Consider the following 19,902-nt stretch of genomic DNA (forward strand, 5'->3'; position numbering starts at 1 on the left):
TATGCGTACCCCTAAGCATTCTGTCAATACGTAGGGGTAGGCATTGCGGAAACGCTCGTGCGGCTGTATTCTAACCCCTACGCACAACAAGGAGCGCCGGTGGACGAGTCGAAGAGGTTCGGGGCACAGGGCGGTAAGAAACGGGCGGCCAACCTGACGAAGGAACAGCGGAGCGAAGCCTCTCGCAAAGCGGCTCTCGCCAGGTGGGGCGCGGACCTGCCAACCGCGAAGTATCCGGGCACGCTGGAGATCGGAGATCTGAGATTGCCGTGCGCCGTGCTGTCAGACGACAGGACTCGGGTGCTCACGCAGACGGATTTCATGAAGGGAATGGGGATGTACTACAGCGGGTGGGTAGCCAAGAACCGGACGGCCGAGGACCGCGCTGCAGATGTGCCGCATTTCCTGAGTTCCAAGAGCCTTAAGCCTTTTATCGACAAGCATTTAGGTGATCTGCAGTCAATATCGGTGCGCTATGTGGCTGACGGCGGCCAGATCGGCGTTGGCATTAAGGCAGAGATCATCCCGAAGATCTGCGAGATTTGGATGGACGCCGACGAGGCAGGCGCTCTCACAGGGACGCGGCAGAAGCTGATTGCCGAAAAGGCGCGAAAGCTCATGCGCGCTCTCGCCTACAAGATGATCGAAGTGCTGGTGGATGATGCGACGGGATTCCGCGCAGATCAGGACCAGCGGGACATCGCACGGGTCATCCGCGCCTATGTGGCGAAGGATCTACAGCAGTGGGTGCCGACCTTCCCCCGCTCCTTCTTCGAGCAGCTCTGTCGTATCCGAGGGCGCACGCTGAAAGACGACATGAAGATGCCACGCTATTTCGGCATTTTCGTGAACGATCTCGTCTGGGACAGGCTGGCGCCCGTCATCAAGGACGAACTGCGCCGCCGCAACCCGTTGGAGGACGGGCGCCGGAAGCACAAGCATCATCAGTTGTTGACGAAGAACTACGGCACTCCCCGCCTGCTCCATCACCTAGGACTCGTGGAAGGACTCGCGGATCGCTTTCAGCCGGGTCAGTGGGACGAGTTCATGGCACTCGTCGACATGAAGCTGCCCAGCTACAGCAAGACGCCCTTACTGGCCGGTGAGAGCGACAGTCCCCGCGTGCCACGCGCCAAGCGCGCGAGTGTTGGCGCTACTCGACCGCGCGCGCTGATCGCGGCGCCTTCCGACCCTGCGGCGTTATCGCTGCCTTTTTCGGAAGAGGGAGATTCTCCGCCTGTTGAGTGAGACGCGCTACAACATCGAAGGCCGCGACGTTTGGGTCGCGAGAGGGTGCCGTCCGCTTCTTCGGGGACGGCTTCTTCTTTTTTGCTGACTTCACCGGGGACTTTTTGGCGGGCATAGGATGTCCGCTACTTCTTCTCAGCGCCGACCAGACTGGTTGTCTTGGTCTTAATGATCTTCGGCCTAGAGGCCCCACCGGTCAGGTCAAGCACGATGGTCGCCCGAACGATGGCGATGCTCTCGTGAAGGTCCGCGACCCGGCGCACGATCTCTTGCTTTGCGTTCGCCTTGATTGCTTCAGCCTTCTCCCGCTCGGCTCGAACACTGGCAAGGGCGACGGCCACGCAGGCGCCTACGACCACGACGGCGAGCGTAATCTCGTAGGTCAAGAGTGCGGAAAAGTTTTGGTCGCTAATCATCATCTGTAGTCACCGTAAACCATTCCGCAACAATCGCTGCGAGGAAGATTACTAACCCGGTCGAAGCCAAGACAATCGCCGGACGCAAATCTGCTGAGCTACCACGCAACTCCAACGCCCAATCGAGCGGAGCAAACGTCATCTGGAGGATGCCGATCTCGCGCGCGGCCTCAAGGACTCGCTTCCAGAGTCTCCTCCGCTGAGCCTGTTTGGGTGACGACACGGCGGGAATGTACATACCCCGAAGTCGCCCGCCAGATCAAAGCTGACTTCGGTTTCCACCGCTTTGTAACACCTCAAATGCTACCAGTGCCCACGGCTCCGCTAGCGCGCGTCGAGATCGGTGATGTCGCCAGGCAGCGTGTCAGGCGACGCATCGCCGTAGCTGATACTCCGCGCCTGTTCTTCCAACGACGCGATCGCGGCGTCATCAGGCTCGGTTGGCGTAGCAAAATTGCGGAACACCGTGCCCCCGCACTTCTCGCACGTGACCGCATTCGGCGCTGCCTTGTCGTAGAACTTCTCGTTGCCGCACGTCAGGCACACCAGCGTCAGCAGTCCGCGCGGACCCTTGTCGTTTGCCATGATTCACTCGCGTTGAGTTGCTCATGAGCGGTGCAAGACGCATGCGGTCGCCCTGCACAGCGAGCTGAACACGCCAACGAGAGTTACGGGTAGAGCCGTGTCGTCATGTCGCGAAGCGGCTCTTTGATCGCCGGGTCCTGAATCGCCGCGAAACCGATCTGCATCGCAATCAACCCCACCGGGATGAGAAACTTGACGGGGCGCCGGCGCGCACTCGGCGAGAGCGATCGCGAATACACGAACCAGCAGAGAACGATCACGACGACTTCGAGCAAAACATCTGCAACCGGATGCTCATACAACATGAGCCCGACTTGCGGCCCGCCTGGCCAGGTCGGCTTGATGCCCGTGATGAAGTCGGCCGCCCAGTGCGAGATGTATGTCAGCGCAACGGCAAGCGCGTCGCCCGGCTGGCGAGAGAATACCCAATAACCGAGTGCAACCAGCGTCGCGCCGATTCCAACGGACACCAGCGAGTGCGACAGAATGCGGTCGTGATGTCCAAGGAGATCCAGGACCCACTCGATCCAGTCCGGCGCGAAGGCGACCGGGACGAGAACGGCGAGCGGGATTCGCGGTCGAACGCCTTTGACGAGAAGGGCGATTGCGGCGTGGCCGGCGTACACTCAGCGCGTGCGTCGCAGGTAATGGTCGAGCGCGACGAGCCACATCCAGGGAAGAACGAGGGCGACGCCGATTGCGATCTGCTTCATCGCACGACGCTCGGCGCCGCCCACCCGACGCTCAATACGGACGCGCCGGCTTGCTTCGTTTTTGCGCGCACTCGTCGCAGAGCGTCGCGCTGGCTTGCAACATCGTTCCACAACTTCCGCAAAGACTGAACACGCGCACGCCGTGTGGTGTCACCTCGCGGTGAATCGACGCGGCGTGAACAGAAAAATTGAAGATTGTAGGGGTCAGCGTCCGATGGACGCGTCGATTCGCTTTCCAGGCCTTGATTCGCGCGAGTAGTGCACTGAGGAACCGCATGAGACGCCGGGAAGGAGCCGCGCAAGTACTTCATCCTCGCCGGCAGCGCGCGGCAGCAGGGCCGGCGGCGAGACCGACCACCCAAAATGCACGGCTCATGCCGGACACCGGTGCGCGATCAGAGGGGGTCAAAGCCCATCCGATCACGCACAGCATCCATGGTCTCGCGCGCCAAGGTTCGGCAGCGAGCCGCTCCGGTAGCCAGAGCGTCTTCCACGAGCTGCGTATCCTGCGCCAGCTCCGCGGCGCGGCGGCGAATCGGAACGAGCTCCTGCTCCATCGATTCCGCCAGCACCTTCTTGCAGTCGATACAGCCCCAACCCGCTGTGCTGCACTGCGTCGCCACGTGCTCGACGGTGCTCGGCGTGCTGAAGCCTTTGTGCAAATGATAGATGTTGCATACTTCGGGCGTGCCCGGATCAGTTTTGCGAATTCGCTTGGGATCGGTCACAGCCGGCCGAAGCTTGGCCCAGATCGCCTCGGTCGACTCGAGCAGCCCGATGGTATTGCCCATCGACTTCGACATTTTGGACTGGCCGTCGAGGCCCATGATACGGCGCGTCGGCGTCAGCAATGCCTCAGGCTCGGGGAAAAACGCCTCGCGCTCCTCTGCCCCATCCTCGGTCGTGCGCCCCGTTGCGCGGCCGAATAGGCCGTTCCAGCGACGCGCAGCAACCCGAGACAGCTCGAGATGCTGAATCTGATCTTCACCGACCGGAACCTTGTCGGCGCGATAGAGCAAAATGTCCGCGGCCTGCAGCACCGGATAGTTCAGGATGCCCGCGTTGACGCTCTCCTGTCGCTGCGACTTTTCCTTGAACTGCGTCTGCCGTTCGAGCTCGCCGAGCGGCGTGACCGTGTTGAGAATCCAGGCCAGCTCGGTATGTTCCGGAACCTGCGACTGCACGAACAGCGCAGCCGCGCTCGGATCGATTCCCGCCGAGAGCAGACCGATCGCCATCGCCCGTCGACGCTCACGCAACTGCTCGGGTTCGTACTTCACCGTGATCGCGTGGTAGTCCACGATACAGATGATCGTGTCGAACGAGTGCTGCAGGAGCGCCCAGTTTTTCACCGCGCCGAGGTAGTTGCCGACGTGCAATTCCCCGGACGGCTGTATTCCACTGAAGATCCGTGACATCCGGTCAAACTAATACGAACCGTGCGCTGCTGGCGACCTGCGTCGCTGCCGCCGCACGCGCTGCACAGGTCATTCGCGAACGCTCCGCCGATCGCCCGAGCATCACCTGGGAACGGAAGTCGGAATTCGACTTCGTGACCGACATCGACCGCGGCGCCGAAGAAGCCATCACCGAAGTGGTCGCCTCGCGCCACCCCGATGCACGCATGCTCGGCGAAGAGCTTTCCCCGACGATGACCGACCGCGCGGGACTCGTCTTTGTGGCGGACCCGCTCGACGGGACGACGAATTTTCTTCACGGCCTGCCCTGGTACGCCGTTTCGATCGCCGCAATGATCGACGACGAGCTCGCCGCGTCGGCGGTGCTCAACGTCGCGAATGGCGAGCTGTTCACGGCCACCGCCGGTGGCGGCGCCCGATTGAATGGCCAGCCCATCGCCGTTTCACAGATCACCGAACCCGCGCGAGCGCTGATCGGCACCGGTTTCCCGTTCAAGGGCAACGAGCACGTCGATGAGTATTTGCTCATGCTGCCGCGGATCATGCGAGAGACCGCCGGGATTCGTCGGCCTGGAGCCGCCTCGCTCGACTTGGCATGCGTCGCCGCTGGCCGCTTCGAGGGCTTCTGGGAAATCACGCTCGCCCCGTGGGACATTGCCGCCGGGATTCTCCTCATCCGCGAAGCTGGGGGAATCGTGACCGACCTCGCCGGTGCCCCAGCACGCGTGGACCACACGGGTCTGATCACCGGAAACCCGGCGATGCACAGATGGTTGAGCGAGGCGCTGGCAGCGGCAGTTTAGCGTTTCGCCGGCCGCATTAGACTTCGTCCAAACCTCGACTCGAAACCCTGAACCCTAGCTGTCATGCGCCTGGTTGAATGCGTTCCGAACTTCTCCGAGGGCCGTCGCCCTGACGTCGTCGCCGCCATCCGCGACGCGATCGCGGCCGTCGAGGGCGTCACGATTCTCGACGTCTCCTCCGATCAATCGCACAATCGCACGGTCATGACGCTCGTCGTGCCCGTCGAGAAAGCCGTCGACGCAGCATTCGCCGGCATTCGAGAGGCGCGTGAACGCATCGATCTGAATCACCACACCGGTGAGCACCCGCGCATGGGTGCCACCGACGTCGTGCCCTTCATTCCGCTCGAAGGCACGACGATGGAAGACTGCATCGTCCTCGCGCGCACCCTTGGCGAGCGCGTCGGAAAGGAGCTCGGGATTCCAGTCTTCCTATACGAGCGCGCCGCCACGACACCGACACGCGAGAATCTCGCCGACGTGCGCCGTGGCGAGTTCGAAGGGATCCGGAACGAAATGAAAGCCGGCGCCGCTACGCGACGACCGGATTTTGGTCCGTCGAATGTGCACGCGACCGCCGGCGCGACAGCGATTGGCGCGCGTCCCTTCCTCGTCGCCTACAACGTCTACCTCGGCCCGGCGTCGAACCTCGCCGTCGCGAAGAACGTCGCGAAAGCCGTGCGCGGATCGTCGGGCGGTCTGCGCTATGTGAAAGGCCTGGGCCTCGAGGTCGACGGTCAGGCGCAGGTGTCGATGAATCTCGTTGACACGGAGAAGACGCCGCTGCACCGCGCGTACGACATGGTGAAGATGGAAGCGGAAGCCCAAGGCGTGTCGCCGACCTGGAGTGAGATCGTCGGGCTAGTTCCCGAGCGCGCCCTGTTCGAGACCGCCGCGCGCCACATTCAGCTGCGCGACTTCAAGAGCGAGATGGTGCTCGAGCACAAAGTACGCGCCGCAGTCTCGGGTGGTGAATCGCTGACTGGCTTCGTCTCTTCCGTCGCGTCGTCGTCGCCCACCCCGGGTGGCGGAAGCGTCGCCGCGCACGTGGGTGCACTCGGTGCCGCGCTCGCGCAGATGGTGGCTGGACTCACCGCCGGCCGAAAGAAATACGTGTCAGTCGATACGGAGATGCGCGAGCTCGGACTCAAGGCTGCGGGTCTTGTGACGACCCTGTCGTCGCTCGTGCAGCGCGACGCTGATGCGTATGGCGCCGTCTCCTCCGCGTACAAAATGCCGTCGGAGCCGGAAGACGCGGCGACCAAACGTGCCGCCGCGATCACCGATGCGCTCCTTGGTGCGGCCGAAGTTCCGCTCGAGACGGCACGCGCCTGCGCGGCGGTCGCCGAGTTGGCCGCGACGTGCGCGAACAAGGGCAACACCAACGCTGTGTCCGATGCCGGCGTCGCCGCGCTGCTCGCTGACGCCGCTTGTCGCGGCGCTGTTTACAATGTTCGCATCAACATCTCGTCACTCGAAGACAAGTCGCGCGGCAAGGGCTTGATCGAAGAGGCGAACCAGCTCCTCGCGCAGACAAAGAAGTACGTCGACGAAGCAACGGCGGCCGTCGAACGCGCGATTGGGTGAGCGGGACAAGGTGACATCGGTGCTCGGCGCCGATGTCACTTCTTCGTATGGGAAAGCAATAACACGGCGAACGCCGGAGTCCTGAGTCGAGACGTCGGCGATCGTCCCAGCCCTTCGACTCAACCCTTGCCTTTCCGTAACCTGTCACCTATTCGGCAGCGTGACGGAAATGCCCATCACGAGAGTTGTCAATCGACGCCATGTTGTTGACAGCCCGTGGCGTTGCCGGTACGTTCGCCCCTCCAATCCAACGACCACCGCGCAGCTGACGACGTCTGCGCGCGTGTGAGCGCCTGCAATAGCGGCACGCACAAAAGAGTAGTCGGACGTACCTGCGCCCGATGACGGTCGCAGTTCTTGCCAACGCATCACCTGCCTGGGAGAACTCTGCTATGCGATGGGGTCGGCATCTTACTGCACCAACACTCACCGTTCGGCCCGCCCCTTGGCGGCGATGGACCACACTCGCACTCGCGGCGATTGGTCTACTCGGCGCCACAACGCGCGCGTCAGCTCAAGGCACAACCGGCGTGATCTCCGGCAAGGTCACGGACGCTACGAGTGGCATTCCGATCGCTGGCGCAAGCGTTCGAGTTGGCTCCTCACAGCTCGGCGCACAGACCGGCGAAGACGGACGGTATACAATCCGCGGCGTCGCCGCTGGGTCCGTTGAACTGCAGGTCAATCGCATCGGCTACGAAGCAAAGAAGGCAACGGTTCGAGTTGTCGGCGGCCAGACCGTGACATCCGACGTCGCTCTCGGTCAGGCTGCGTTCTCCCTCGGCGAAGTGGTCGTCACCGTCACGGGCGCGCAAAAGAAGGCTGAAATTGCAAACACAGTTGCCTCGGTCGACATCGCGGCCAAGGCGACTGAAACGTCGGCGAACTCACTCGGACAGTTGCTCTCCGGTCAGGCAGCCGGCGTGCAGATCGTGTCTGCCGGCGCAGCTGGCGGCGGCTCGCGTATCCGCGTTCGCGGCCAGTCGTCGCTCTCGCTCGGCAACGCGCCGGTCGTGTACGTCGACGGCATCAAGGTCAACTCGACCGCGACGGATGGCAGCGCAACGCGCTCCTCGCGCTTCGATGACATCAACCCCGACGAAATCGAGACCATCGATATTCTCAAGGGACCGGCCGCCGCTACGCTCTACGGAACGGAAGCAGCGAACGGCGTCATCAACATCACGACCAAGAAGGGCAAGTCCGGCTCGACGCGCTGGTCGTTCTTCGGCGAGAACTCGGTGTCGAACGATCAGGACGCTGGCCACTATCGCGACCTCTGGATCTCCTTCCAGAAGAACGCAAACGGCACGCTCACGCAGTGTCAGCTGACGCAAGTCGCGAGCGGCGCCTGCAAAATCGATTCGACGTATCACGGCAACGTCCTGAACCAGGACGGCCTCACGCCACTCGTTCATGGTGCCGTCAATAAGCTTGGCGCCCAAGTGACCGGTGGTTCGGAGCGAAATCAGTATTTCGTGTCCGGCGAGTACAATCGCGAGCTCGGACCCTACAAGATGCCGCAGGCCGAGATCAACCGCCTCCAGACGGAGCGCGGCGCGGCGATCCCGTATAACTCGATCTTCCCGAACGCCGACGGTCGCGCGAACCTCCGCGCAAACCTCTCGACGCAGCTGGGATCCAAGGCCGACTTCAACATCTCGAGCGGCTACGTCGCACGCACCAATCGTCAACCGCAGAGCGAAGACAACTCGGTCGGATTGATGGTGGACGCGCTGGGCGGACTCGCTCGTACCGATCTAAAAGACAGCCGCGGCATCGCACTGAACGGTTACCGCAGCTATCCAATGGGTGACGTGTTCTCGCAGGAACGCACGGAGAACATGAACCGTTTCACGCAGGGCGCGAACGCGCGGTTCTATCCATTCGAGTGGCTCAGCACCCGCGCCAACTTCGGATTCGATTACACCCTGCTCGAAACGAAGAACCTGACGCGCTTCGACCAAGGTCCGTTCGGCGAAACCTCACGCGCGGGCAGCATCAGCGATCAACGCGCCGAGAATTCGCAGTACTCGGTAGACGTCGGTGCGACGGGCACGTTCGCGCCGCGTAGCAACTTCAATAGCAAAACGTCGGTGGGCCTGCAGTACTATCGCACCTACACCGACTTGTCTGGATCGTCTGGCCTCAACTACACGCCGGGCGCAACGCAGGTGAGCTCTGGCGCGACGCAGACGGCAACGTCGGGAACGGACCTCACGATCACGATGGGCAGCTACGCCGAGCAGGTGTTCTCGTTCGCCGATCGCATCTTCGTCACCGGCGGCCTGCGCTACGACGGCAACAGCTCGTTCGGTAAGCAGTTCAAGGGCGTGCTGTATCCGAAGATCGGTGCGTCGTGGCTCATCTCGGACGAGAGCTTCTTCCCGCACAAGAGCTGGCTCAGTTCATTCCGCGTTCGCGGAACGTACGGCGCATCTGGCGTACAGCCGAGCACCACGGCGGCCGCCCGCTACTTCACGTCGGCCACGGCGACCATCGCCGGCATCGATCAGCCGGGCGTCCGCATCGGCGCACTCGGTAACGCGAACCTCAAGCCAGAGTATTCGGGTGAGTTCGAGACGGGCTTCGACCTGTCGATGTTCAGCAGCCGCACGACGCTCGAATACACGTACTACAACAAGAAGACGAAGGACGCGATCATCGCACGTCCGCTCGCACCGTCGATTTCTGGTTTGCAAAACATCTTCGACAACCTTGGTTCGATCCGCAATCAAGGCCAGGAAGTCACGCTCAACAATCGGCTCATCGAGAACAACGAGTTCGGTTTCGAGCTGCAGCTGACCGGTTCGACGAACACGAACAAGATTCTAGCGCTCGGCCAAGGCGTGACGCCAATCTCGACGGGCAATCGCGCGACGCAGTACAACGCGCCGGGCTACCCGCTGTATGGTTTGTGGGGCAAGCCCGTCACGTACGCCGACAAGAACGGCGACGGTATCCTGTCCGTCTCAGAAGTCTGCCAGGACGTGAATGGCTGCCGCGCGGCTGACACGGCGATCTACATCGGACCGTCGTTCCCGACGCTCGAGTTTGCGATCAATCCGCGCCTCGAGATGATGAAGCACAAGCTTGCGATCTCGGCGCAGCTCGATCACAAGCAGGGCATGAACAAGTTCAACAACACGCTTCGCCACCAGTCGCAGGGCGGTCTCTCGGCCCAAGGATTCTGGGATCCGAATGCGTCGCTGCTGAAGCAGGCGAACGTCATCGCCACGAACAACTACGCCACGTACACGGGCTACTACGAGAACGGCCGGTTCACGCGTCTGCGCGAAGTTTCGGTCTCATATCAACTTCCTGATGTGATCGCGAACAAGGCGCGCGCGAGCCGCGCGACCATCATCGCTGCGGGCCGCAACCTGCACGTCTGGACGCCGTATACGGGCGTCGATCCGGAATCGACCGTTGGAAACGGAGACCAGCGCGGTAACGAGGAGTATTTCGGAACACCGCCGCTTCGCTACTTCACGGTCCGCCTCAATCTCAACTTCTGAGGCGACGCTTACCATGACTCACACTCACAGCATCCGGAGAATGATGTCACTCTCCTCGAAGGTGCGATCCCGCGCCTGGGTACTTGCCGCACTTGCGCTCGTCGCGTCGGCGGGTTGTACGAAGGACTCGTTGCTCAAGGTGACCGATCCGGACATCCTGAACCCGGGCGACTTTACCACGACCGCTGGCGCAACGCCGCTCCGCATCGGCGTGCTCGCCGATTTCGCGACGGCGTTCGACGGCAACACCGATTCGTTCACGACCATCACCGGCAACCTCGCCGACGAGCTTCTCGCCAGCGACACCTTCGATGGTCGCTTGACGATCAACGCCCGCAAGTCGGTCGAAGTGAACACGGAAATGGAAGCGGTCTATCGTGTGATGCAACGCGCGCGGACTGGTGCCGCTCGCGCTGCAGGCATCCTCGCGACGACCGCACCGACGCCGTTGGCGAACCGCGGCGAACTGTACATGGTCCTCGCCTATTCCGAGATGTTCCTCGGCGAAGGTTGGTGTTCTGGCGTCCCATTCTCGAGCGAAGACGGCACCACGACGACGCTCGGTCAGCCAATGACCACCGACGCGATGTTCACGCTTGCCGCTGCACACTTCGACTCGGCGCTCGCGCTGGCTGAGACGAATGCCCGCGTGCTCAACGGCTCGAAGATCGGAAAGGCGCGTGCCTTGGCGAACCTCGGTAAGTTCACGGATGCCGCGGCCGCAGTTGCCGGCGTACCGACGACGTTCATTCTGACTACGTCGCACTCGGCGAACAGCGGTTCCAACGGCATGTGGAGCGGTTCGACGAGCGGTGCTTCGCGCTATCGCGTGATGACCAGCGAGGGCAAGAACGGCCTGCCTTTCCTCAGCCAGCCGACGACCGCCGATGCACGCATTCCGTGGGCGACGTCGACGCGCGTTGGATTCAGCAGCCAGTTCACCGCGCAACCGAACCAGCTCAAGTTCGGCCAGTACACCGACGGCGTCGTCACGACGGGTGCGGAAGCACGACTCATCGAAGCGGAAGCCCAGTTGCAGGCCGGCACGCAGGCGGCTCGCGACGCGGTCTTCGCGGCACTCAACGCGCTGCGCACTGGCGGCGCGCCGATCGGCGGCGCCTCGACGGCGAACGTCACCGTCGCAGCGATCGCAGGCACGTCGCCGACCACGCAGAACGACGCGGTCGATCAGTTGTACAAGGAGCGAGCGTACTGGATGTGGCTCACCGGCCATCGCCTCGGCGATCTGCGCCGCCTGGTTCGCATCTACAAGCGGGACTCGGAGTCGGTCTTCCCGACCGCCGCGCTGACGTCACCACTCGACGGCACGTACGGAACGAGCACCACGATCACGGTGCCGTTCTCGGAGCGCAATAACGCGAACTTCAAGGGATGCCTCGACGGGAAGTAGTCCGCGCAGCATTGTTGTAGAGGGGGGCAAAGAGCGCCGCGGGCTTTCCCCGCGGCGCTCTTTCCTAATCAGAATCCCGAACCAGAAGGATGCATTGTGAGACTGAAGCGCCCGTTGTTTTTGATGCCGCTCGTCGTTGGATGCTATTCGTATTCGCCCATCGAAGTGAACGCGGTTGCGCCAGGGTCGGAAGTTCGTGCACGCATCACTGGCGCCGCGATGGATCGTGTCGCTCCGCTCGTTGGCTCGTTCGACACTCGAGTCCTGACTGGAACTGTCGTCGAGAACAACGCCGGTACGATGCTGGTTGAAGTCCCCACCGGAGCGATGTCGAACGTCGTCGCGAATGTGGTGCAACTGCACGCGCGCGTTCCGCTTGCTGCCGCGGACATGGTGAGCCTGGAGCAGCGAAAGCTCGATGTCGGCCGGACGAGCTTTCTCGGCGCCGCGATCGTCGCTGGATTCGGCGTTGCGGTGGTTGCCGCGATTCACGCCGGCGGAGGCAGCTCCGATGAAGGCAAACAGCCGGGCGAGCCACCGGCGATCAATCGAATTCCGCTCTTCAGACTTCGGTTCTAGCGGCTGTCAGAGATCTGACATTGGAAACTTAGAACAAAGGCCCGCCCGCGCATTTCGCACGGGCGGGCCTTTTCGATTCCGAGCACTCCGATCAACCGTTAGGGAACGATGCCCTGCGGCTGCGTCGGAGCGTAGATGCCGTTGAACAGGAACTTGAACGTCCCGTGCGGCTGGCCGCGGAAGGTGATCTCGGGTCCGAAGAGATACACCTTACCCTTGCCGTAATTCGACTCGACGACGGCCGCGCCGCCCTCGAGGTAGTTCTGGCCCCACGCCCAACCGCTGCGCAGCGGCGTGGCGGTGTCGAACCACGCGACGGCCTTCGTGCCCTTGAGCGCTGCATCAGGCTTGAGGCGGAAGACCGGGCTGTTGTCGAAGAAGACGTCGAGCTTCGGCGTCAGACCAGCGGCAACCGGCGCGTTGTTGTCTACCGCAACGCTAAGGATCGAACCCGGCACGTAGTACTCCTCACCGGCGAGGGCGCGGTCCGGCTGACCCGGCGCTTTCACGAGCAGGTGGTTCTCGATCGGCAGACCAAGCTGGAAGCCGAGCGACGTGGCGCGACCGACGGTGATCACCGTGCCGCCTTCGTTCAAGAACGCCTTGATCGCCGGAAGCGTGACTTCGGTCGACAGGTTGCCCTGCATGGCCTGGAACTCGGCCGGGATCGCGGCAGCACCGCGACCACCACCGCCTCCGCCGCCGCCACCACCGCCCGCGCCACCACGTCCGCCACCGATGCCCATGTCCGACGGGAAGATGATCACGTCGTACTTGGACTTCAGGTTGCCAGCGTCGAGGTCACGCGGGTACACGACGGTGAACGGAATCTCGAAGTTCTCGAACTCGAGACGCGTCCAACCGGACGACATCGATCCGCCGTAACGATCGGCGAGGGCGATACGCTTCGCGGAGAGCTTCTGCGCATCGGCCGGGCGCGACGTGGCGCCGACGAAGCTGACGCCCAAGTCGGCCGCAGACTTCTGCAGCACGGCGAGCGACGCAGCCGGGACGAAGAACGTACCAGCCGGATAGGTCTTTCCACCGGCCTGCATCGGCGACTTCGTCCAGTACACTTCCCCGCCAGCCTTGAACACGCGGTTGATGACCGTGAACGCGTCGTTCTCCTCGTGCGACATCAGGAAGCCAGCGGCATTCGCAGCCGTAGCAACCGTGCCGGCCAGCGGCGTGGCGAGATCGTGTCCGCGAATCTGCTTCGTGTTCGGCACGTCGAACGCTTCCATCACGCGGTCGAACTTCACGCCCATTTCATAGGCGAGCGTCCAACCGGCGTTGTCGTACGGACGACGCGGCGGGCCACCCGGGTAGGCAAAGTCGTTCGGGTGATCCTGCGGCTCCATCATGTCGAGCACGTGCGCACGAGCTGCCTGGTTGTTCTTGATCACGAACGAGCCAGCCGGATACTGCTTGCCGGCGACCGTGAACGGTGCCGTCGCCTGGTCGATGTAGACGCCGACGTGGCGAAGCGTGTTCACGAACTTGACCGCCGTGAGGAAATCGCCCTGGTCCGCCGGGATGATGTACCCGCGCGGATCGCGCTTTTCCTTGGCATGGAGCACTTCGTTGTACGCGCGCATCTGCGCGTCCACCGGGGCGCCGCGACCAAACGGAGCCACTGGATCGCCGACGGCGCCGCCCGGCTGATTCGCCGCACCTGCGCCCGGAGCACCGCCGCGGCCACCACGGCCGCCACGACCGGCCGCCGGAGCACCAGCCTGCGCCGCCGTGTTGTTCAACGCTGCCTCAGCCTCGGCGATACGATCGCCGCTGATCGTCCAGCTATCGGTGTTGCCCTTCTCGATGGCGTGCTTGGCCATCAGGTACTTGTTGTACAGGAACGTCTCGCGGTAGCGGCTCGCGAGATCGAACTGCGAGTAGTTCGCCGTCACCGAGTAGTCGATCGACTGACGGAAGTGCCACACGCCTGGCGTCGCCGGAGCCGGCAGGTCGCCGCGCGGAAGCTGCTGCTCGGGAATGAACGGAATTCGCTCGGGCGTCGGGTTGCCGATCGCTTCGGTGAGAATGCCGATGATGCCCTGGAAGTAGCCGATCGTGCGAAGACCACCGTTCCACCACGTCGAGTAGTTGGAGCCGGAGCGCATCGTGAAGCCCGGCTTGCCTTCCTCGAGGAAGCGCTGGTGCATCGCCGCGCCAACCATGTCGAGGCCCATGACGATCATGGGATCGAAGTTGTAGTTGAACGGGTCGCGGAACGGTGGCGAGAAGATCACCGTACCGGCAGGACCGGTCTGGTGATGGTTGTACATGATGACCGGGTGCCACTCCCAGAACATGAAGTGGTTGATGTTCTTCGTCTCCGCGAGGTTCGACATGAACGAATCGCGGTTGTCGTCGTGCCCGGCGTATTTGTTGTAGAGCCGCGGAATGTTCATGTTCCGCTGCAGCGTGTCCTTGTCCTTCATGTACCAGTCGGCCACGAGCTGCATGCCGTCTGGGTTCGCGTGGACGGCGAGGATGATGTCGTCCTTCAGGATGCGCTTCGTCTCGTCGTCCTGGCGCGTGATGAGCTGATAGGTGGTCTCGATCAGCTGGTTGGCGCCGAGGACTTCGGTAGCGTGAAGGCCGCCGTCGAACCACACGACCGCCTTGCCTTCCTTCGCGAGCGCATGCGCCTGGGCATCCGTCAGTCCCTCGCCCTTGGCGAGCTTCATCGAGATGTCCTTGTACTTCTGCAGCAGCTTGAAGTTCGCCGGATCGGTGATGATCGCTGCGAGGTGCGGACGCCCTTCTGACGACTTTCCAATTTCGACGACCTGCATCCGGTCGGATTCAGCGTCGATCTTCTTCCAATACGCCATGAACTGGTCGTAATTGGGGAGGAAGTAGTCGTCACCGATGTTGTGGCCGAAAAACTCCTTCGGCGACGTGATGTGCCCCTGAGCGCCCGCTGCGCCGGCCGCGAACAACAGCGGCAACGTAGCAACAACGGCGGCGCGCCAAGGACGAAGTCCCCGCATCGACATCCAAAACCTCCGGAAGGGTGGGAAAAACAGCATCGTCCCAGCAGCCGAGGAGACGGGCTGGGGACGGGATTGTACGGCTGGAGCCTGGGATAGGTTAGCCTCTGGAAGTACGCGCCAGAAGGGGGTACCGCTGTCCCGCGCTACGCCGCCCGCGTCAGTACGAGCGGGCCGCCTTCCGTGATCGCGACGGTGTGCTCGAAGTGCGCCGAGAGCGACCCGTCCTGCGTCACGATCGTCCATTTGTCGCTGAGCGTCTTCGTCGCCGGGCCACCGATGTTCACCATCGGCTCGATGGCAATGGTGAGCCCCTGCACGAGCTTCTCGCGGCGCTTTGGCTTGCCGTAGTTCGGCACCTGCGGTTCCTCATGGAACTCGACGCCAATGCCATGTCCGACGAGGTCGCGCACGACGCTGAAGCCAGCCGCTTCGACGACCGCCTGCACCGCCGCACCAATATCGCCGATGTGATTCCCAAGCGTCGCCGCCGCGATGCCCGCTTCGAGCGACTGTTTCGTCACGTCGAGCAACCGCTGCGCTTCGGCGGTGATGGTACCGACGGCCACTGTCGCGGCGCTGTCGGTGAAATAGCCCTTGTAGCCGACGCCGATGTCGATCGAGATGATGTCTCCATCGGCGAGAACGCGTTTCTTCGACGGAATGCCGTGCACGATCTCTTGATTGATCGATGCACAGATGCTTCCCGGAAAGCCGTAGAGTCCCTTGAACGCCGGAATCGCCCCCTCGTGGCTGCGAATGAAATCCTCGGCGATCTGATCGAGCTCGGCGGTCGAGATTCCCGGACGCACGGCGTTGCGCAGCACGTCGTGCGTGGCGCCGAGGATCTTTCCGCCCTGCACCATCAAGTCGATTTCGCGCGCCGACTTGAGCTGGATCACGACTTCAGCGCCTTGAGCGCCCTCGTCGTCACATCGTCCACCGATCCAACCGCGTCGATGATCACGACCTTATCGCCGTTGTGCTTGTACCAGTCGAGCACGGGCGCCGTTTCGGCGTCATAGACGCGCAGACGCGTGCGAATGGCTTCGGGATCGTCATCCTTGCGACGTACGAGCGCGCCGCCGCACTTGTCGCACACACCACCAACGGCGCGGCCGGTGTACGGCGTTTGACAATTCTCGCATACGGTCCGATCGCTCAGGCGACGCACGATCTCTTCGTTGTCGATGTCGAGCGCAAGCACCGCGTCGGTTCGTCGCGACAATGTGCCCAGCATCAACCCCAACCCCTCGGCCTGCGGCACTGTGCGGACGGCACCGTCGAGAATGACGCCCTTTGCGTACTGCGGCTGCGACAGTTCCTCGCGCAGGATACCGAGGATCACGGTGTCGGGCACGAGATCACCGCGATCCATGAACGACTGCGCCTCTTTGCCGAGCGTCGTTCCGGCACGGCGCGCCGCACGAAGCACGTCGCCGGTGGCGAGCGTCGGAATGTCGAGGAGTTTCGCGAGGAGGGGAGCCTGTGTTCCTTTGCCAGCACCAGGCTTCCCGAACAGGACGATGATCATGTTGTGTGGGCGCCAGGCGCGAGGCACTGGGCGCTAGAGAAATGGGAATGCGTCGATTGAAAAAAAGCCCGGCGAGAACCGCCGGGCTTTCCTTGTTTACAGCGCCCAGCGCCTAGTGTCTAGAAGCCACCCGGCGCGCCCTGCCGTCCACGGAAACGTACTCGGCCCTTTTTCATGAAGCCGTCGTACTTACGAAGGAGCAGGTGCTGCTGCATCTGCGTCAGCGTGTCGAGTGCAACACCGACCACGATGAGCAGCGACGTACCGCCGAAACGGAACGGCGTGTTCATGAGTTCGCCGATCCAGATTGGAAGCAGAGCAATCGCCGTGAGAAACAGCGCGCCCGGCAGCGTGATCTTGGAAACGACGTCGTCGATGTACTCAGCGGTCTTCGCGCCCGGCTTCACGCCAGGAATGAAGCCGCCCTGCTTCTTCAGGTTTTCCGCCAGGTCGACCGGGTTGAAAATGATCGACGTGTAGAAGTACGTGAAGAACAGAATGAGAATCGCCATCAGGATCAGGTACAGCGTGGTACCTGGCGCCAGATAATCCGCGAAGTCGCGCATGCGCTGGTTGCCCATGAACTGAGCAATGGCGCCTGGAACGACGATCACCGATTGCGCGAACACGATCGGCATGACGCCGGACGAGTTGATGCGCAGCGGAATGAAGCTCCGCGATGCCTCGCGCTGCCGTCCCCGCGCCATCGTACGCTGCGGGATCTGGATCAGCACGCGACGTGCGGCCATCGTCACCGCAACCACCGAGGCGACGACTGCGACCATGACGAGGAGCAGAACGACGAGCGAGAACGCGCCAATCGCGCCGGTGCTCACGAACCGGAACGAGTCGAAGATTCCCGGCCAGATTCGCTCGACGATCGAGAAGAAGATCATCAGGCTGGCGCCGTTGCCGATGCCGCGCTCGGTGATCTGCTCGCCCAACCACATGACGAAGATTGCGCCCGTCGTGAGGAAGAAGGCCATCGACAGACGGAAACCGAAGCCAGGATTCGCCACGGCGCCCGGAAGCGACTCAGCGAAAATTGCGAAGCCCCACGCCTGCACTGCAGCGAGCAGCACTGTTGCGTAGCGCGACCACTGGTTGATCTTTTTCCGGCCTTCCTCGTCCTTCGACATCTTGTCGAACGACGGCACCACTGCCTGCGCGATCTGTTGGAAGATGCTCGCCGAGATGTACGGCATGATTCCCAACGCGAACACCGTGGCGCGCGCGAGCTGGCCGCCGGTGAACAGGTTGTACAGACCGAGCAAACCACCGCCGTTCTTCTGTGAATCGAGGAAGTCGGCGATCGCCTGCGGGTTGATACCGGGCGCGGTCACTGCTGCGCCGATCCGGTAAACCAGAAGGCACAGCAGTGTGAAAAGGATCTTGTCCTTCAGCTCGGGGGTCTTGAAGAGATTCTGGACCGCCGTCGCCGCGTTGTTTTGCGCCATGGGAATTGGTTACTCCTCGATGCGGCCTCCGGCCGCAACAATCTTCTCGCGTGCGCCGGCGCTGACCTTGAGGCCCTTCACCGTGACCGCCTGCGAAATCTCGCCGTTCGCCAGCACCTTCACCTGACCCTTGTTGTCGCGGATCAGACCCGCCGTGGCGAGCGACTCGCGCGTGATCTCACCGCCGAGCTTGGCCAGATCGTCGAGACGCACGACCTGATTGTCCTCGCGGAACGGGTTGGTGAATCCACGCTTCGGAAGACGACGCGTGATGGGCATCTGACCGCCTTCGAAGTGCGGCTTGCCGCCGCCCGGACCGTGATGGCCGGCGCGTGCCTTGATACCCTTGTGACCCTTACCAGACGTCTTACCCGTGCCCGAACCAGGACCACGGCCGAGACGCTTGCGATTCCGGTGGGACCCCGGAGCAGACGAGAGGTTGTGAAGTCCGATCTTCACGACTCCATCCTCGCTTCCCGCCGCCTTTTTCCCGCTTCCGGCTTTCATGATTCCTCCACCGTCACCTGAACCAGGTGACGTACCTGCTTGAGTTGACCCTTGAGGCCCGGCGTGATCGCCTTCACCACCACATCCTGGTGGTGCTTGAGACCAATCGCCTCGAGCGTCGCGCGCATGCGCCACGAGTGCCCAATGCCACTACGGACCTGCTTGATCCGAACGTTACCCGTCTCGGGCAGGTTCTGCTTCTCAGTCTTCCGTGGCCCCTTACTCGGGTGCCACACGAATGTACGTGGCATTTACACAGCCTCCTTCTCGGGCGCGTGCACGACCTGACGGCTCTTCGCGCGCGACCGGTACGCCAGGGCCGACGGCTCGATCCCACGCTCGCGAGCGATCTGTTCGACCGTCGTGAGCTGCTGGAGACCGTCCATCGCCGCACGCACCATGTTGTGCGGGTTCGTCGAACCCAGGCTCTTGGTAAGAATATCAGAAATGCCTGCGCATTCCATGATGGCGCGGACCGCGCCACCGGCGATGACGCCGGCGCCCGGCGCTGCCGGCTTCATGAGAACTTTGCCTGCACCATGTTGACCCGTGATCTCGTGGGGAATGGTGCCGCCCGTGAGGGGGATGTTCACCATTTTGCGACGCGCTGCGTCAACGGCCTTGCGGACCGCTTCCGAGACTTCGTTCGCCTTACCCGACGCGAAACCAACCTTGCCCTGACCATCGCCCACCGCGACGAGCGCGTTGAACGAGAAACGACGTCCGCCCTTTACGACCTTGGCGACGCGGTTGATCGCGATCACGTTCTCGACGAGATCGCTGGCCTCTCCACCACGACCGCCACGATCGTCGCCGCCACGACCACCACGGTCGCCGCCGCCACGTCCGCCGCGATCACCGCCGCCAGGACGATCACCACCGCCGCCAGGGCCGCCACCGGGGCCGCCGCGACCACGACCGCCACCAGGGCCGCCGCGTCCACCGCCGCCACCACCACGACCGCCGCCGCCACCGCCGCGGCCACGACCGCCGCCGCCGCCAGGTCCGCGACCACCGCCGCCTGGACCACGACCGCCGCCACCGCCGCCGCTACGCGCGGACTGTCCGCCGCCGGTGCTCGAGGAGCCCGAAGAGCTCGCGCCCGAATTCGAAGTGTCTTCCATGTT

Annotated in this window: 17 protein-coding genes; 6 read left to right on the forward strand and 11 right to left on the reverse strand. The window is 62.9% G+C overall.

The features are described from left to right. Positions 1-99: 99 nt before the first annotated feature. Positions 100-1,248 carry a P63C domain-containing protein gene (locus tag AC6H4Z_RS18380; protein ID WP_497543420.1) on the forward strand — a complete coding sequence of 383 codons (1,149 nt, stop codon included), beginning with the start codon at positions 100-102 and terminating at the stop codon, positions 1,246-1,248. 125 nt (positions 1,249-1,373) lie between these two features. Here the strand turns inward: AC6H4Z_RS18380 and AC6H4Z_RS18385 are convergent, their stop codons facing one another. The 4 genes from AC6H4Z_RS18385 to trpS form a co-directional block, all read right to left on the reverse strand. Beyond that, entirely contained in the window at positions 1,374-1,634 is a 261-nt protein-coding gene (locus tag AC6H4Z_RS18385) for a hypothetical protein (RefSeq protein WP_497543421.1), read from the reverse strand. Between the two features lie 354 nt (positions 1,635-1,988). After that, positions 1,989-2,249 carry a hypothetical protein gene (locus AC6H4Z_RS18390; RefSeq protein ID WP_497543422.1) on the reverse strand — a complete coding sequence of 87 codons (261 nt, stop codon included), beginning with the start codon at positions 2,247-2,249 and terminating at the stop codon, positions 1,989-1,991. Positions 2,250-2,332: 83 nt separating this feature from the next. Then, the gene (locus tag AC6H4Z_RS18395) at positions 2,333-2,875 is read right to left on the reverse strand and encodes a metal-dependent hydrolase (protein ID WP_497543423.1); all 543 of its coding nucleotides are present in this window, start codon (positions 2,873-2,875) and stop codon (positions 2,333-2,335) included. A 482-nt stretch (positions 2,876-3,357) separates the two neighbouring features. Further along, positions 3,358-4,380, reverse strand: a complete 1,023-nt coding sequence (gene trpS / locus AC6H4Z_RS18400; protein WP_497543424.1) for a tryptophan--tRNA ligase — start codon at positions 4,378-4,380, stop codon at positions 3,358-3,360. Between trpS and AC6H4Z_RS18405 the strand changes: the two genes are divergently transcribed. The 5 genes from AC6H4Z_RS18405 to AC6H4Z_RS18425 all read left to right on the forward strand — a co-directional run bounded on the left by AC6H4Z_RS18405 (position 4,374) and on the right by AC6H4Z_RS18425 (position 12,278). Next, positions 4,374-5,183: an inositol monophosphatase family protein gene (locus AC6H4Z_RS18405; RefSeq protein ID WP_497543425.1), complete on the forward strand. Its 810-nt coding sequence runs from the start codon at positions 4,374-4,376 to the stop codon at positions 5,181-5,183. The two genes, trpS and AC6H4Z_RS18405, sit on opposite strands and share 7 nt — an antisense overlap. 63 nt (positions 5,184-5,246) lie before the next feature. Next, a complete protein-coding gene (ftcD, locus tag AC6H4Z_RS18410; protein ID WP_497543426.1) occupies positions 5,247-6,770 on the forward strand; it encodes a glutamate formimidoyltransferase in 1,524 nt (507 codons plus the stop codon). A 392-nt stretch (positions 6,771-7,162) separates the two neighbouring features. After that, complete coding sequence (locus AC6H4Z_RS18415) at positions 7,163-10,288, forward strand: SusC/RagA family TonB-linked outer membrane protein (protein WP_497543427.1); 3,126 nt, start codon at positions 7,163-7,165, stop codon at positions 10,286-10,288. A gap of 43 nt (positions 10,289-10,331) precedes the next feature. Beyond that, positions 10,332-11,699, forward strand: coding sequence for a hypothetical protein (locus AC6H4Z_RS18420; RefSeq protein WP_497543428.1), 1,368 nt, complete (start codon positions 10,332-10,334; stop codon positions 11,697-11,699). 96 nt (positions 11,700-11,795) lie between these two features. Next, positions 11,796-12,278 (forward strand): hypothetical protein, encoded by a 483-nt coding sequence (locus AC6H4Z_RS18425; RefSeq protein WP_497543429.1) that lies wholly within the window; start codon positions 11,796-11,798, stop codon positions 12,276-12,278. Between the two features lie 98 nt (positions 12,279-12,376). On the opposite strand, the gene AC6H4Z_RS18430 is transcribed toward AC6H4Z_RS18425, so the two are convergent. The 7 genes from AC6H4Z_RS18430 to rpsE form a co-directional block, all read right to left on the reverse strand. Continuing rightward, entirely contained in the window at positions 12,377-15,283 is a 2,907-nt protein-coding gene (locus AC6H4Z_RS18430) for a M14 family metallopeptidase (RefSeq protein WP_497543430.1), read from the reverse strand. 140 nt (positions 15,284-15,423) lie between these two features. After that, positions 15,424-16,179 carry a type I methionyl aminopeptidase gene (map, locus tag AC6H4Z_RS18435; RefSeq protein WP_497543431.1) on the reverse strand — a complete coding sequence of 252 codons (756 nt, stop codon included), beginning with the start codon at positions 16,177-16,179 and terminating at the stop codon, positions 15,424-15,426. Beyond that, a complete protein-coding gene (locus tag AC6H4Z_RS18440; RefSeq protein ID WP_497543432.1) occupies positions 16,176-16,811 on the reverse strand; it encodes an adenylate kinase in 636 nt (211 codons plus the stop codon). The genes map and AC6H4Z_RS18440 overlap by 4 nt, the downstream gene beginning before the upstream one ends. A 119-nt stretch (positions 16,812-16,930) precedes the next feature. Beyond that, on the reverse strand, positions 16,931-18,268 hold the full coding sequence (secY, locus tag AC6H4Z_RS18445; RefSeq protein WP_497543433.1) for a preprotein translocase subunit SecY: 1,338 nt from the start codon (positions 18,266-18,268) through the stop codon (positions 16,931-16,933). 9 nt (positions 18,269-18,277) lie between these two features. Next, entirely contained in the window at positions 18,278-18,775 is a 498-nt protein-coding gene (gene rplO, locus AC6H4Z_RS18450; protein ID WP_497543434.1) for a 50S ribosomal protein L15, read from the reverse strand. Then, positions 18,772-19,026, reverse strand: coding sequence for a 50S ribosomal protein L30 (rpmD, locus tag AC6H4Z_RS18455; protein WP_497543435.1), 255 nt, complete (start codon positions 19,024-19,026; stop codon positions 18,772-18,774). Before rpmD ends, rplO begins: the two co-directional genes overlap by 4 nt. Then, the gene (rpsE, locus tag AC6H4Z_RS18460; RefSeq protein WP_497543436.1) at positions 19,027-19,899 is read right to left on the reverse strand and encodes a 30S ribosomal protein S5; all 873 of its coding nucleotides are present in this window, start codon (positions 19,897-19,899) and stop codon (positions 19,027-19,029) included. Between the last annotated feature and the right edge of the window lie 3 nt (positions 19,900-19,902).

The sequence above is a fragment of the Leucogemmata humicola genome (assembly GCF_055379415.1).